Here is a 15,517-nt window from a genome sequence, read left to right as displayed (position 1 = left end):
CATGTTTGTTTGGTGTTCAGCCTTACAACCAGAAAAAAATAAGAGCAGGAGTGGCTGTCAAAATCACAATGATTTCCACAGGAAAACCGAGGAAAAGATAGTCAAAAAATTTGTATTTCCCCGGTCCTAAAATTAAGGTATTGTTTTGATGACTGATGGGTGTCAAAAAGGAGCAGGAAGCGCCAACAGCAACAGCCATTAAAAATGCATCAACGTTCATGTGCATGCTGTAAGCAATATTTGTGGCAATGGGGGACATGACGACTGCTGTTGCAGCGTTGTTCATCATATCTGATAAGCTCATGGTGATGATAAGTAATAATACCAGAATGAGCGCCGGATAGTCGGTTCCTGCCAGAGCCAGAATTCCTTGCCCAATTAAATCGGCAGCCCCTGTGCTTTTTAAAGCATCACCTAATGGAATAAGTGCCCCTAGCAGAATGATAATTGACCAGTCGATGCTTTGATATACACGCCGCATAGGCATGATATTAAACATAACCATTAGCACTACTACGGCGGCAAAACAAACGCTGACAGAAACCATCTGTGTCGTGGTAAAGATAATTCCCCCTAAAAAAAGCAGTAAGGGAAGAATAGTATTACGCCTGAAGCCCACATTTATAGTTCTCTCGGCTAAAGGCACAAGTCCCAAATGAACAATATTTTCCTGGAGTGAATCCGTTAGTCCTTGAACCAACACAACATCGCCGGCGTTCAGATTAACGTGGTTTAACCTGTTTTTAATATTTCTGCCTGAACGAGCCACTGCAAGTAAGTTGATCTGATAAGTTGAGCGAACTCTTAATTGCTGCCAAGAGCGACCTTCAATCCTGGAGCCTGGTGTAACCACGGCCTCCATGATGCTGATGTCTTCACCACGCAGGCTTTCAGGCGAAATAATATCACCATGGACTAAATCCAATTCGCCTTTGAGAAGCAAAGAATTTAAGTCTTCATGCGAGGCCTCCACAATTAAAATATCGCCTGCTTGAAGTTCTTCATCGGCGGCAATCACCAGACGTTTTCTTTTTTTACGGATGAGCCCTAAAATGGAAAAATCACCCTCAATAAGATTTTCCAGTTGATATCTTTTCATGCCCGAAACAGGAGAATTTCTAGGTATTTTTATTTCGCTGATATAATCATGAATCTGATACAGATCTTCGCTTTGCTTTTCGGATTTGCGACGGGCAGGGATATGTCTCCAGCCTATAAAAACAATATAAATCAGGCAAACGAAACAAACAGAAAGCCCTACCGGTAGAAAATCAAACATTTCAAAGGAAGAACCTGTGATATTGAATTTATAAGAAGAAACAAGCAGATTCGGTGGTGTGCCGATTTTAGTTGTCATGCCTCCTAAAACAGTGGCAAACGATAAGGGCATTAAAATTTTAGAAGGAGACAATTTAGCATTGATAGCAGATTGTACCGCCAAGGGCATTAACAAGGCTAACGCTCCTACATTATTCATAAAGGCGGATAAAAAAGCACCTGTAAAGCAAAGCAAACCAATGTGGAGAATTGGTTTTTTCAGAATAGGCATAATAATTCTGAGAAAAAATTCAATCAGACCTGTTTGGCTGATGGCAGCTGTAATGGCCATCACAGCTGCAACGGTAATGACCGCTGGGTTGCTAAAGCCACTGAATGCCTGATCTGAGGGTATAATGCCTAAAAATACAAGGGAAAGCAGACTCATTAGAGCTACTGTATCATATCGGTAATAACCCCATACAAACATTACAAGCGTCAGGATTAACACAATAAACAGCAAATAAGCATCATACATATTGATTGCCTTGATGAATAACTCATGTTAAGTAGCTTTGTCTTCTAAAAAATACTGTGCCGCGTAACATGAGTGAATAACTATATTCTTAACGTTATGACATCACAAGGCGCATGATGAACGGTAGCGCTTGCTGTGCTGCCAAGAAATGTAGAAAAATTATCGTTGGTGTGACTGCCAATAATAATTAAGTTACAGTTCAGCTCCTTAACTTTTCTGAATATATGTTCAACTACTGAGCCTATTTCCACTATTTGCTGCTCTTTAGGTATACTGAGTGCTTCTCCAAGCAACTCAATAACTGTCAGGGCATCATCTTTTGCTGGATGCGCTAATTCAGTAAATCCCAGACCTTGTGCCAGCTGCACGCTGGCAGGTAATTCTATGACATGCAGCAGATATAGTTTTGCCTTGAAATAATCAGCAATGGCTTTTGCTTTTTCACTGACATGGAAATGCTCTTCACTGAGATCGGTAGCATGCAGGATATTATTGTACATTGATCCTCACTTAATCATCCTGATAGTAACTCATGAGATAGTAAGTTCAAGTTTAGTAGAAAGATATTCATAATATCAATGGTTTTAAAAAGTATTGAAGCCATTTCTGTAAATTTTCCGGAGCAGATCCCCAGTTGTACTGGAATATAATCAGGATTCCCTTATATGCAAGGGGCAGGTTGGCAGGAATTGGGATATTTTTTCGCCGTTTGGCAGCCTTAAATCCGGGGCGATGTTTAAAAGAGGTTTAAGAACAAAATCTCTTTTTAAGAGGTGTGGATGTGGAATGGTAAGCTTTGCAGATTTCATGGTTAAATGTCCGTAAAGTAAAATATCAATATCCAATGTTCTTGGTCCCCAACGTTTCTTACGAACTCGCCCGAACTGTTTTTCAATGTTTTGGCATTGTTTTAACAATAACCGGGGAGTTAATCTTGTATTAATCTCGAGCACCATATTCCAGTAGTCGGGCTGAGATCGCATCCCCCACGGTATGCTACGATATATTGGGCTGCAATGAAGAAAATAACAGCCAGGCAATCTGGATATACTTTTTACAGCCAATCTGAGAAGCCGTTCAGGAGAGCCAAGGTTACTACCCAATCCAAGATAACTAATTGGCATGATTTTGCGGTGGTTTTGGTTTGCGTCGTTTTTTACGTGGTTTAGGTAAATCTTCTTTAGATGTCTCTTCAATCATTTGCATTTGTTTTTCGGAGTCGACATCCTGAAAGAGTGTCCACCAGTTTGCCAGTTCCATGGACTCATCTCCTGACAATGCTCTTAAAGCCATGAAATCATAAGCGGCTCTAAAGCGAGGATGCTGAATTAGGTTTAATGGACGTTTACCGAACCTTTTATTAAACCGAAATTGCAATAGCCATATTTCACGGATGACCTGGCTGAAACGTTTTGGAATAAAAACAGTCTGATTTTGCTCAATAATGATTTGTGACATGGCTTTTTCAAGAGCAGGCAAGGGATGAAATCCTTCTTTTTGCAGTTGTTTGGAACGCTCCAGCATGGGAAACCATAGAAGGACGGCCATTAAAAAAGCAGGGGTCACAGGTTTTTCATCCCGAATACGGGTATCCGTATTTCCCAAGGCAATACCCAAAAAAGCATTGATTGGATAATTACTGTTCAGCAGTTCAAAAGTTAAAGGAAATAGCCGTTCAAATAAACCGTATTTCAGTAGTAATCGTTGGACGGACTCAGCCTCTCCACATTGATATAATTTGGTGATTTCATCGAATAATCGTGAACCTGAAACATGAGTGATCAGATGATTAAGCTTTAATATGAATTGGGAGGTATCTTCGGCCAATTCAAAACCAAGTTTGGCGCTGAAACGCAATGCACGTAACATCCGTACAGGATCTTCCTGGTAACGCAACTCAGGGTTACCTATCATTCGAATGATGCCTTGCTCTATATCATTAACACCACCTGTCAAATCAATAATAGATGAATCATTAATGTTGTAGTAAAGAGAGTTAATGGTGAAGTCCCTTCGCCAGGCATCCTGCTCCAGCGTGCCGAAAACATTATCACGAATTAACATGCCGCGTTCATTGGTTTCAATAACATCACTTTGTGCACGAAAGGTGGCAACTTCAATGATTTCACGATGAAAAAGAATATGAACCAGCTTAAAGCGCCTTCCAATGATACGGCCATTACGAAAAAGTTTTTTTACTTCACTGGGTGTGGCATTGGTTGCGACATCAAAATCTTTCGGTACCTTATGAAGCAATAAGTCTCTGACGCTGCCACCTACAAGATAGGCTTGAAAGCCAGCGCCGGTAAGACGATTAAGTACTTTAAGAGCATTGGAGCTGATATCAGTTTTGGATATACAATGTCTGTTACGTGGGACAATATGTTCAGACTTAACCGCAGTGTTTGCAGATGCTTTGGATTTTCGCAACAGCTTTTTTACAAAATTGATGATTGTATCACCTGATAAGCTAATTAAAAATGAGCAATATTATAACCAAGCTCCTTAAGAAAGTGAATCATTTACCTTTAGTAAGTTTTTAAGGACAATAGCAACATTCAAGTTTTAAAGGTTTGAGAGATGGATATCATCGATATTATTTTAAGTTTATCAGCATTGGTTATCCTTGAAATTATCTTGGGGATTGATAATCTTGTTTTTTTGTCCATTTTGACAGAGAAACTTCCTAGAGAAAAAAGAAAAAAAGCCAGACGATGGGGATTAACCTTTGCTTGGGTAACACGTCTGTTGCTTTTGGCCTCGGCTGTATGGTTGGTCAAATTAACACGACCATTTCTGAGTCTCGGCGATTTCTCGCTATCTGTACGTGATGTGTTTTTATTGTGCGGAGGCGCTTTTCTCATCGCTAAAGCTACTCAGGAAATACACTTTGAGGTCGGTGAAGAAAGCATCGCCGAAAAAACGGATATCGATAAGGGAAAACTGACGTTTAAAGCGGTTATTTTTCAGGTAGCCATCTTGGACATTATTTTTTCACTGGACAGTGTTTTAACGGCTGTAGGTTTAACGAGTCGTTTCTGGGTCATGGCTCTGGCTATCACCGTTGCCATTATCGTCATGATCTATGCAAGCGAGCCGGTGAGCGCTTTTATTGAAAAATATCCCACCGTTAAAATGCTGGCTTTAAGTTTTTTAATTTTAATTGGAATGGTACTTGTTGCAGACGGACTATCTTTTCATGTACCTAGAGGATATGTTTATTTTGCCATGGGTTTTTCGTTAGGGGTAGAAGCTTTAAATATGCTGAAACGTACCCGGCGAAAATTAAATAAGGATAAATAAGTTGTTAGTGTATAAAGCATTTCATATTATTGCCATGGTGGCATGGTTTGCAGGTTTGTTTTATTTACCTCGTCTTTTTGTTTATCATGCTGATGCTACGGATGAAATCAGCATCAGACGATTCAAAATAATGGAGCGAAGGCTTTATTATGGGATCACCTGGCCTGCAGCCATTGTTACAACTGTTTTGGGGATCATTTTATTTTTTTATAATCCACATTATTATCTAATGGCAGGATGGATGCATGGTAAACTGATGTTTGTGGCCTTATTGTGGGTTTATCATTTAGCCTGCGGTCATTATTTAAATGCTTTTGCAAAAGATGAGAATCGTAAAAGCGCTCGTTTTTTCAGAATTTATAATGAATTACCTACTTTATTGTTAATTGTTATTGTATTGTTGGTGGTATCAAAACCTTTCTAAGAGATTTTTCTGCATTAGGTTCTGCGTACTTATCTCTTTGTCGCAGCGAAAATCTGGATGATACCGGCCTTCACCGGCACAAAGATTATGTGAAAACCATCCGCCATTATGATCTCCTGTTAAGTAAATTACCTAAATCAATAGCACAGGATATCGCTTATAATAATATGTTACGGTTATTACCCCAACAAAAAGCCATATTGACGGAAAAGGAACTTCAGGAATTAGACATCGCTAAAGAGAACATCTGAATGATTAAAGTGCTGTCTTAGCCCTTTTTACGGTTAATCTATTTCTACCATATCAAAATCTTCTTTACCGGCACCACAATCAGGGCAAAACCAATTCTCAGGGACATCTTCCCAACGTGTTCCTGGTTCAATACCATCTTCTGGCCAGCCTTCAGCTTCGTCATAGATAAATCCGCAAATCACACAAATATACCGTTTATATTCTTTCATTCAATTTATCTCAAGATTAAAAATGGCTTAATTTATCGGCTGCGAGCCTGAATGTAAAGTGTTATGGTCGAACACCTTGCCACCCAAGGTATAATCTTGCCTGGAAAATGATTACAGAAATTTTGACAACAAAATAAACATCCCGTAAAATTAGCTACTTATTTTTCTATGAGTTTAATAATGTTTCGTTTTGTTTTTTTATTGATCTGTATATTTTCGGCTGTTAGCGGTTTACAGGCTCAGGATCTTTCTTGCGGAGAGCATTATTGTGTAGCTGTCGTCGATGCCGGCAGTACGGGTTCAAGAGCTCATATATATAGCTACGATTTAGATAAAACCAATAGTCCGGTAAATATTAATGAAGTCTGGTCTAAAAAAATAAAACCTGGATTAGCTACTATCGAACCTAATCAGAATACAATTTACTCTTATTTACATCAGTTGTTTTCCGATGCCCCTGAGCAAAATATGCCCGTTTATTTTTATGCAACGGCGGGCATGCGACTTTTGCCGCAACCAAAACAACAAGTCTATTACCAATGGCTACAACAATGGTTTGCTCAGCAAAGTCAATGGCAGCTCATCGATGCCAAGACTATTACAGGCAAGCAAGAGGGTGTTTTTGACTGGCTTTCAATGAGTTATCAATCCGGTGCTTTGCTGTCAAATGAGAAGGAAACGCCAGGAGTCATAGATATAGGTGGGGCTTCAACGCAGATTGTATTTCCTGTTCAAAATAACACACAAATTAAGGAATCTGATAAGGAAGAACTGGATTTGTATGGTCGGCATTTAACTCTCTTTGTTCATAGCTTTTTGGGCTTAGGTCAAACTGAAGTGACCCATCAGTTCTTAGATGTTCCTGCCTGTTTTGCAAACGATTATCAAATGCCTGACGGATTACCTGCTCAAGGCGATGCAGTGGCTTGTGAGCATGAAGTAGATTCTTTGATGAATGATGTACATAATGTAAATAAAATTGTGCAGCCTGCCTTAACCGCAAATCCAGTAGATTCCTGGTACGTGATGGGCGGAATCGTGAATCTTGCTGAAGATAAATTATTCCAGTTTGATAATAATCAGCTAACGAACCAAAGCTTAATAGAGCAAGCCGACAGAGAAGTTTGCCATCAACAGTGGGATATTTTAAATAAAAAATTTCCAGATAATGAGTATCTGTATGGTTATTGTCTTTTTGCTTCCTATTATTATTCTTTAATGGTGGATGGCTACGGTTTGAATCCCGAACAAACCATAAAATATATGACTGGAAATAAAACAGCGGATTGGACTTTAGGAGTTGTGTTACATCATAATTCCTGAGCGATATTGAGCCGTTTCATCGTTGCGTTGCTGAAAATGAAGAAAATTGAACCATCAATATTTATGATTTAGTGAGCTATTTTCTCTTTTAAATCTTCTCTATTTTTAGCAAAAAGTTATGCTGCTGCCTGTAAATATCAGATCCGACAACAAAATGAACAGGAAAAATATCAAGGAGTATATATGAGTCGTTCTCAGGATTTGTTTCATCTTGCCCAAACAGTTATTCCTGGCGGTGTAAATTCGCCGGTAAGAGCATTTAAAGGGGTGGGTGGGGAGCCTGTTTTTTTTAAAAAGGCTAAAGGAGCTTATCTTATTGATGTAGATGACCGTCATTATATAGATTATGTTGGGTCCTGGGGTCCTTTAATTCTTGGTCATTGTCATCCTGCCGTTACACATGCGGTCAACCAAGCCGTTTATCAAGGACTCAGTTTTGGGGCGCCAACGGAACTTGAAATTAAACTGGCTCAGAAAATTATTTCTTTGATGCCTTCCATTGATAAACTGCGAATGGTTAATTCCGGTACAGAGGCAACAATGACAGCCATTCGTTTAGCAAGAGGTTTTACCGGTAAAAACAAACTGATTAAGTTTAACGGTTGCTATCATGGTCATAATGACAGTTTACTGGTGAAAGCAGGTTCAGGTCTACTCACTTTAGGTATTCCATCTACACCAGGTATTCCTGCAAGCATCACTGAGCATACATTAACGGTAGACTTCAATGATCTTGAAAATACATCAAGGTTATTTGAGCAGTATCAGGATGATATTGCTGCTGTTATTGTGGAACCTGTTGCTGGAAATATGGGTTTCGTATTGCCCGAACCTGAATTTTTACAAGGTTTACGAGAATTGTGTAACACGTATAACGCTGTTTTGATTTTCGATGAAGTGATGACCGGATTCCGAGTGGCGCTTGGAGGAGCTCAGCAAATTTACAATATTACTCCTGATTTAACGACTCTGGGCAAAGTTATTGGCGGTGGAATGCCAGTAGGGGCTTTGGGTGGGCGGGCAGATATCATGGCTCACTTATCTCCTGAGGGGCCTGTTTATCAGGCTGGAACACTTTCGGGTAATCCTCTGGCAATGGCTGCTGGTTTGGCAACTTTGTCTGAAGTTGAAAAACCAGAATTTTATGAACAGCTTACACAAACAACAAAAGATTTAATGAAAGCCTTACAAGATGTGGCTGATTCTTTTCATATCCCATTTTGCACAGCTTCTTTAGGCGGTATGTTTGGCTTCTGTTTTAATCAGAAAAAGCGGGTTTATCATTATGAAGACGTGGCAAGCTCCGACGAAGTTTTATTCAAGCGCTTTTTTCATGGTATGTTGCAAAAGGGTATTTATTTCGCTCCTTCCATGTATGAAGCAGGGTTTGTCTCCAGTGCGCATCAGCAGGAGGAAATTCGATTAACCCAAATGGCTGCCGAATCTGTTCTGGCTGCCTGTATCGCTATCAACTGATTTTTTGATTTTAATGAGCTTATTTTATCTTTAAATCAAATTTAGGCTGTGCATATTTAAATCATCAATGAACAGGCTATGATTTAAAAAATATATGCAAAATTGTGGCCAACTGGACATGACTTTTATTACGTGGCATAGTCCTTGATATCCTCAGCAAAGGAAAGCAAAAAATATGTCGATATTGAACCGTAGAAAAATGTTATGGAGTTCAATGCCCGAAGGTATGGTTCCGCTTTTTTTTATTCAAATTGTCGCCACATTGAGCTTTAGTGTTCTTTATTCAACCCTGGTTTTGTTCATGAAAGGAAAACTGGGATTGAAACCAAGCTCTGCCAATAGCATCATGGGCGTGTTTGTAGCGTTTAATTACGGCTTACATTTATTAGGTGGCTATTGGGGAGGACGATTATTTTCAAATCGTGCATTATTTTGTATTGGCATGGTCGCCCAGATTATCGGATGTATTTTTCTGTCATTCAGCTCTCAGGATTTTCTCTATTATGGACTTGCAGCATATTTAACAGGTGCGGGATTAAATGTAACCTGTCTGAATTGTATGTTGACACAACGTTTTAAGCCTGAGGATTCGCGGCGTGAAACTGCTTTTTTATGGAATTATTCCGGAATGAACATTGGTTTTTTTGTCGGTTTCACCATGAGTGGTTATTTTCAATTAACAGAAAATTATCAACGGTTGTTTTTGTTAAGCAGTATTGGAAATTTAATTGCTTTATTGATATGTCTTTATTATTGGCATCTCCTTGATGACAGGCATACAGCCTACTCCTGCAAGAATAAGAAAGCTCAAAAACGCAGTGTAATGGCAGGGCTTATGATGGTTATTTTATTACCCTTTGCATTAAGTCATATGCTGCATCATGCGGAGTGGGCCAACAGATTGGTATTACTGACATGTGCCGCCATGTTATATGTCATCTGTTGGCTTGCCTTCCGTCAGAAAAACAAAGAAGACAGAAATAAAATGCTGGCTTTTTCAATGCTTATGGGGGCAGGAATTATATTTTGGATGATGTATCAACTGGCTCCAATGGGTTTGACGCATTTTATAGATCACAACGTCCAGAGGCAATTTGGCAGCCTGATAATTCCGCCTCAATGGTTCCAGAACATCAATACCATCACCATTGTGATAGGTGGCCCTTTAATTGGTAGCCTCATGTTGCACATGCGAGCCAGAGGTATAAAAATAAATATTCCTTCACAATTTGCAGTTGCTCTTTTTTTAATGGCAATGGCCTTTATTATCTTACCTTTGGGAATTAATCGAGCTAATGCACAAGGTCTGGTAAATCCAGGTTGGGTGGTGCTGTGTTATTTTTTGCAAAGTGTTGGTGAGTTACTGATTTCCCCTATTGGCTATGCCATGATAGGTCTATTGGCTCCTGTCTCATTACAAGGAATTATGATGGGAATGTGGATGTTGGGGACAGGTGTGGGTGCAACGTTGTCAAGCTACAGTTCTAACTGGATGACTGCGGGCTTTGAAACAGTAGAGCCACTTTTAACGAACAGTAGTTATAGTTATGTTTTTATGATACTTGCGCTCTTTACTCTCATGGCTTCATTTCTTTTATTTATATTAATACCTAAATTAAAAACCTTGATGAAAGAGAAGCAAGATGACACAATTGCTGAGGTTGATTTAGCAACGGTTTAGCGTGAGTTGTCCTTTTATACCTATTGACACGGCAGAGCTGGAATGGCGTAACGGCCTGCCTTATTCCAAATTATTTGATGATATTTATTTTTCTGGCGAAAATGGTCTTGAAGAAAGCCGACATGTTTTTATAGATGGCAATCAACTTACTGAACGATGGCAAAAAATGCCTCTTTCAGGCCATTGTTCATTTGTTATTGCGGAAACAGGTTTTGGTACGGGGTTAAACTTCTTATTAACCTGGTCGTTATGGCTTAAACATGCTCCTGAGAGTTGCTGTTTGCATTTTATTTCCTGTGAAAAGTTTCCTTTATCCAAATCCGATTTAGCAAAATGTCTTGCACTTTGGCCGGAACTGACAGAACTTGCTGCACAGTTAATGCGTAAATATCCTGTTTTGACCCCTGGATTTCATACCCTTAATTTTAATGAGCGAAGAGTTAAATTAACCTTGATGTTAGGGGATGTAGTAGATTGTTTCCAACAATTGCTTATTTGTGGAGATAGGGCTCTGGAGGAGAAGTTGCGCGGATCGTTTATTGACGCCTGGTATCTGGATGGGTTTGCACCTGGTAAAAATGAAGATATGTGGACAAAGGAATTGTTCTCTCTTATGCAACTTTTATCTAAAAAAGGAACGACCATTGCCACCTATTCAGCAGCAAGACTTGTTAAAGAGCATTTGCAGCATTTTGGTTTTTCAGTGTCGAAGAGAAAAGGGTATGCTCGTAAACGCGATATGACCATTGCTTATTTTCATCATTCGCCACAGCCTGAAAATAAAAAACGTCAAACACCCTGGCATATCAGCAAACCTTTAAATCCAAAAAAGAAAAAGGCCATTGTCCTTGGCGCCGGACTTGCCGGCTGCTTTCTAACTCATTCTTTGACGAAAAGAGGGTGGAAGGTGAGTTTAATTGAAGCGAGTGATAAATTGGCGAGCGGAGCATCTGCTAACACGCAAGCGGTGTTGTTCCCAAAATTATCGGCCTATCGCTCACCTTTAACGGAATTTATGTTGGCTGGTTTTTTATTTTCTGTGGATTTTTATAAAGATTTATTGAGCCAAATTTCTTTGGGATGTTTAAACGGTATATTATTGCTCGCTTATCATGAAAAGGAAAAAAATGCTCAACTTGCTTTAAAAAACTGGTTGCGCCACTATCCGGAGCTTGCCTGCCTGGTGAGTAAAAATGAGGCTTCGGAATTGGCAGGTGTTCATTTGCCTTGTGGCGGTATGTTTATCCCTTATTCAGGCTGGATCAACTCACAGGCTTTATGCAACCACCTTATTCACAGTATAAATGTGGATTTATGTTTGAATACCAAGGTGGAAAATATTCAGTATGAAAATGGGCTATGGCACGTAGCGGACCAACAGGCTGAAGTACTGGTCATTGCCAATGGTTATCAAGCTACACAATTTCATCAAACCTCTTATTTACCCATTAAACCTATTCGGGGGCAAATGTCAGCTATCGCCGCAACATCAGAAAGTAGTCGCTTAAAACTTGCTGTCTGCGCCAATGGTCATGTTCTGCCTGCAACAAATGCAAGTCATTGGATAGGAGCTACGTACGATCTTGGTGAAGAAAAGAATGTTTATAAAATAGAAGATGATCAAAAAAACATACATCGTTTAAGGGAATATATCCCCCACTTGAATTGGTCCGACACTATCATTGACTCCTGGACAGCGGTTCGTGCAACGACTCCAGATTACTTGCCTCTGGTAGGTCCTGTGGCAAATACGGATAGTTTTAAAAATCAATATAAAAAATTTGCTGTAAATGCCAATATCTGGCTTCCGGAAATAGCTGATTATTACCAAGGCTTATTTCTCTGTACTGGATTTGGTTCAAGAGGATTAACGACAATTCCATTAGCAACGGAGTTTCTAGCCTCCTTAATCAATAATGAAATAAGTGTAGTGCCAACTAAGTTGAGCAAGGCAATTTCACCGGCGCGTTTTCTCAGAAAACAACTAATCAGAGGACTATAACGGCCTGGTTCGGTAAAAAATCTTGTTCACGGACCTTTATGATGGCAAGTTCAATATTAAAGTTAAAGAAATCCTTTATATAGCCGAATTCCTTACGCTTTAAGGCATGTTCAACTATACTGAAAATAAGTAGGTAACAAGGAGTTAGCTATGAGGACGACGACATGGAAGTTGAATAATTATTTATTGGCTTTAAAACAAGTAAGCAAGAAAGATACCATTCGACCATTTGACAAACATTCTCATGTTCAAGTAGAGCTCGGCCATGAGGCTAATCACCTCTCTCTACCGGAGCTTTCTCCTGAACAATATATTCCACCCAGTTTAAAGATTATAAATCAATTTTACCAAATTTTGCAGCCGGTTCTTTTGGAGCTTGAAGAGACCGATGAGTTTGATTGGGATGCTGGATACGGTAATTTATCGGCTAAAGATATCGCCAAAGCTTATTTATATTCTGCTTTCAACAACATTATACAAAAAAAAGAGTTATCGGCTATAAAGAAAAAAATGGATTGTCAAGAGTTTTTTCACGATCTATGCGATGCACTGGTGGAGGGGAAATCTGCCGAGGAGGTTTTAGAGCATGTAGCACATCGTCATTATATCAGCAAGACCTTCGATATATTAATAGATAGTTTATCTATTGATTATCCGAGCAAAGCCGCCTTGATTGTATATTTTAAAAATAAGCAGCTTTTTAATATGGCTTATAAAACCAGTTTATTTGAAGCAGAGGATATCGAGCAGGCCTTAACATTACGCTTGCAAAAGGTATTATTAAATGCAATTCACTATGTAAAATTAAGAAAATCTTTAAAGAAAAATGATATTTGTCCTTTACCGGATAAAAATATCATTGAAACAACAAATGATCTGACAAAAATACTGGATTATTATGACTCACTTATGGATGTATTACTAAAACTGGATTCAGAAAGCATTAAACGTAATGTGATTAATGAAATTGGAGCATCAGCATTTTTTAAAAAGCTGATTCCTGATGAATGGAATAGCAGCTCTAAATCAGTTATTAGTTGCATTAAGAATATACAACTTGCCATCGAATCTGCAAATAAACATCTTTTATCTCAGCATAAGAGGAAGTTATGGCTTGTTCATTATGAGAAGTCGCAGGAAAAGCCAAAGAACATTTAATATTATGCCTGTTTTGCCTCATTTCCGCGCAAGTCTGCTCGGAAATGACAAACTTTAATTCCTCTAAGAAACATTTATTAATCACCCCAGTTCTGAACTGGGGTTAATCAAAAGAGCATGAGCAGTGTATGATCTTCTCCTGTATGCTGCGAAATGTCGAGGTAAAAGTAAGCTTAAATTGTGAAGGATATCTTGCTTTTTTATCATTAGATCGTTAATCTTCGCTCTCCATTGTTTCCATTGAGGTCCCGGATGGATCATATTGAGATTTTTCAAATTGATGCATTCACCGATAAGGTGTTCTATGGCAATCCTGCAGCCGTTTGTTTGCTGGATGAATGGTTGAATGATGAACTAATGCAGGCCATTGCCGTTGAGAATAATTTATCTGAAACTGCGTTTGTCATTAAAGATGAACAAGGATTCAATATTCGTTGGTTTACTCCTAAATGCGAAATCAATTTATGTGGACATGCAACACTTGCAGCAGGATTTGTTTTATATGAATTAGGGAAATGCAGTGGCAACTTTGTCTCATTTTCCAGTTTAAGCGGTAAATTGGCTGTAGCAAAAAATGACGATATATATACCCTTGACTTTCCTCGATTAAATTACCATGAATGTTTAAATCCTGAACTTATCCATTCATTAATTGATAAATCTCCTGTCGGAACGTATGAAAGTGAGCTGGATTATTTGGTAGAACTTGCTGATGAAAGTCAGGTGGCTCAGGTCCAGATTAACTTGTCATCTCTGGCCAAACTGCCGAAAAGAGGTTTAATTGTTACTTCACAAGCTCAGGATATGGATTTTTATTCCCGATGTTTTTATCCCAAGCATAATATTGCTGAAGATCCTGTGACCGGTTCAGCACATTGTGTGCTAACACCTTTTTGGGCAGAAAAGCTGGGTAAAAATGTTTTGACAGCTAGACAAGGCTCATTTCGAAAAGGCACAGTCTCTTGTGAACTGAAGGAAAATCGCGTATATATTTCGGGTCATTGTCGCTGGTATTTAAAAGGGCATCTAGTGATATAGTCATATCCTAACCCCAGTGTTGACAGTAGTATAAACGACGGATTTGGGTTCAGGTTGCAAGAAAGAGAGTTCTAATAGGAAAAGTCAACGCCTAAATGGATAACGTGTTCCGTTCTATCCGCTGAAAAAAAATATCGATTTAAATAACCTACTCTAATGTATACATTTTGATTTATTTTACCCAGAATACCAATATAACTTCGATTTTGATCGAATGCTCCAGGAGCAACCCACACAGGATTATTCAAATTTATAAGGATTTCATCGAACCCATCTATATCGAGATGATCGGAAAGGGGGAGTAAAACCCTGACCCTCTCCCGAAGTTTAAAATTCCAGCTTTTAAAGGTTAAATGCCTGCGTTCCTCCAATCGTGTTCTGGAATAAAAATCATAAAGCCGATACTTGGAACCTACCGTCAATTGCTGCCATAATCGTAATATATTTTCACTTCCCGTTGTTTCTTTCTCATAACTCCAGGTTAGGCCTTGACTTAAAATGGTATGTTTTGCAACAAGATAACCTATTTCTCCGTGGCTGACTGACTCGTTATACTGCAGGCTTAAATTCTTAAAACGGGTTTGGGTACGAAGTGAATATAGAAAATCATTGTTTTTTTTGTTTACAGAGGCGAAAGTCCAGAGTCTGGTCTCTGCAGAATTCGAAATTCCTGAAATAAAAAAAATAAGAAGAATCAGGAAAATAAAAAAGATTTTATGATATTCAAGGTGTATTTGTTGCCTATGATCAAGCATAATAGTCATTTCTTTCGTGTGAAATAATGCTCGAATAACTGTGATTTTACAAACATAATGAAGTAGTCTGGATAGTCCTCAGAAAAGATAGACTATATATT

General features: G+C 38.8%; 15 protein-coding genes. 9 read left to right on the top strand and 6 right to left on the bottom strand.

What is annotated here, in order from left to right:
* Positions 1-22 precede the first annotated feature (22 nt).
* From E4T55_RS01495 to pcnB, 4 genes are all read right to left on the bottom strand, one after another.
* A complete protein-coding gene (locus tag E4T55_RS01495; RefSeq protein WP_058502266.1) occupies positions 23-1,795 on the bottom strand; it encodes an SLC13 family permease in 1,773 nt (590 codons plus the stop codon).
* An 80-nt stretch (positions 1,796-1,875) separates the two neighbouring features.
* On the bottom strand, positions 1,876-2,295 hold the full coding sequence (locus tag E4T55_RS01490) for a universal stress protein (protein WP_058502267.1): 420 nt from the start codon (positions 2,293-2,295) through the stop codon (positions 1,876-1,878).
* Between the two features lie 150 nt (positions 2,296-2,445).
* Entirely contained in the window at positions 2,446-2,919 is a 474-nt protein-coding gene (gene folK, locus E4T55_RS01485; protein WP_058502268.1) for a 2-amino-4-hydroxy-6-hydroxymethyldihydropteridine diphosphokinase, read from the bottom strand.
* The gene (gene pcnB / locus E4T55_RS01480) at positions 2,909-4,228 is read right to left on the bottom strand and encodes a polynucleotide adenylyltransferase PcnB (protein WP_058502269.1); all 1,320 of its coding nucleotides are present in this window, start codon (positions 4,226-4,228) and stop codon (positions 2,909-2,911) included. The genes folK and pcnB overlap by 11 nt, the downstream gene beginning before the upstream one ends.
* A 147-nt stretch (positions 4,229-4,375) precedes the next feature.
* Here pcnB and E4T55_RS01475 point away from each other — a divergent pair, with 147 nt between their 5' ends.
* The 3 genes from E4T55_RS01475 to E4T55_RS15150 all read left to right on the top strand — a co-directional run bounded on the left by E4T55_RS01475 (position 4,376) and on the right by E4T55_RS15150 (position 5,773).
* Positions 4,376-5,098 carry a TerC family protein gene (locus E4T55_RS01475; protein ID WP_058502270.1) on the top strand — a complete coding sequence of 241 codons (723 nt, stop codon included), beginning with the start codon at positions 4,376-4,378 and terminating at the stop codon, positions 5,096-5,098.
* A 1-nt stretch (position 5,099) separates the two neighbouring features.
* Positions 5,100-5,522: a protoporphyrinogen oxidase HemJ gene (hemJ, locus tag E4T55_RS01470; protein ID WP_058502271.1), complete on the top strand. Its 423-nt coding sequence runs from the start codon at positions 5,100-5,102 to the stop codon at positions 5,520-5,522.
* 89 nt (positions 5,523-5,611) lie between these two features.
* On the top strand, positions 5,612-5,773 hold the full coding sequence (locus tag E4T55_RS15150) for a hypothetical protein (RefSeq protein ID WP_156411812.1): 162 nt from the start codon (positions 5,612-5,614) through the stop codon (positions 5,771-5,773).
* 33 nt (positions 5,774-5,806) lie between these two features.
* Here the strand turns inward: E4T55_RS15150 and E4T55_RS01465 are convergent, their stop codons facing one another.
* Positions 5,807-5,983 (bottom strand): rubredoxin, encoded by a 177-nt coding sequence (locus tag E4T55_RS01465; protein ID WP_058502272.1) that lies wholly within the window; start codon positions 5,981-5,983, stop codon positions 5,807-5,809.
* 180 nt (positions 5,984-6,163) lie between these two features.
* Here E4T55_RS01465 and E4T55_RS01460 point away from each other — a divergent pair, with 180 nt between their 5' ends.
* The 6 genes from E4T55_RS01460 to E4T55_RS01435 all read left to right on the top strand — a co-directional run bounded on the left by E4T55_RS01460 (position 6,164) and on the right by E4T55_RS01435 (position 14,661).
* Entirely contained in the window at positions 6,164-7,306 is a 1,143-nt protein-coding gene (locus E4T55_RS01460) for an acetate and sugar kinases/Hsc70/actin family protein (RefSeq protein ID WP_058502273.1), read from the top strand.
* Positions 7,307-7,489: 183 nt separating this feature from the next.
* Positions 7,490-8,782: a glutamate-1-semialdehyde 2,1-aminomutase gene (gene hemL, locus E4T55_RS01455; protein WP_058502274.1), complete on the top strand. Its 1,293-nt coding sequence runs from the start codon at positions 7,490-7,492 to the stop codon at positions 8,780-8,782.
* 175 nt (positions 8,783-8,957) lie between these two features.
* Entirely contained in the window at positions 8,958-10,463 is a 1,506-nt protein-coding gene (locus E4T55_RS01450; protein WP_058502275.1) for a peptide MFS transporter, read from the top strand.
* Between the two features lies 1 nt (position 10,464).
* Positions 10,465-12,465, top strand: a complete 2,001-nt coding sequence (mnmC, locus tag E4T55_RS01445; protein ID WP_058502276.1) for a bifunctional tRNA (5-methylaminomethyl-2-thiouridine)(34)-methyltransferase MnmC2/FAD-dependent 5-carboxymethylaminomethyl-2-thiouridine(34) oxidoreductase MnmC1 — start codon at positions 10,465-10,467, stop codon at positions 12,463-12,465.
* A 150-nt stretch (positions 12,466-12,615) separates the two neighbouring features.
* Complete coding sequence (locus tag E4T55_RS01440) at positions 12,616-13,623, top strand: hypothetical protein (RefSeq protein WP_058502277.1); 1,008 nt, start codon at positions 12,616-12,618, stop codon at positions 13,621-13,623.
* Between the two features lie 252 nt (positions 13,624-13,875).
* On the top strand, positions 13,876-14,661 hold the full coding sequence (locus E4T55_RS01435; protein WP_058502278.1) for a PhzF family phenazine biosynthesis protein: 786 nt from the start codon (positions 13,876-13,878) through the stop codon (positions 14,659-14,661).
* 71 nt (positions 14,662-14,732) lie between these two features.
* On the opposite strand, the gene E4T55_RS01430 is transcribed toward E4T55_RS01435, so the two are convergent.
* Complete coding sequence (locus E4T55_RS01430) at positions 14,733-15,416, bottom strand: DUF2490 domain-containing protein (RefSeq protein ID WP_058502279.1); 684 nt, start codon at positions 15,414-15,416, stop codon at positions 14,733-14,735.
* Positions 15,417-15,517: the final 101 nt, after the last annotated feature.

This window comes from Legionella israelensis (assembly GCF_004571175.1).
GTDB classification, from domain to species: Bacteria; Pseudomonadota; Gammaproteobacteria; order Legionellales; family Legionellaceae; genus Legionella_D; species Legionella_D israelensis.
The sequence above is the reverse complement of the archived record's forward strand: the minus strand, read 5'-3'. Positions and strand labels throughout refer to the sequence as shown.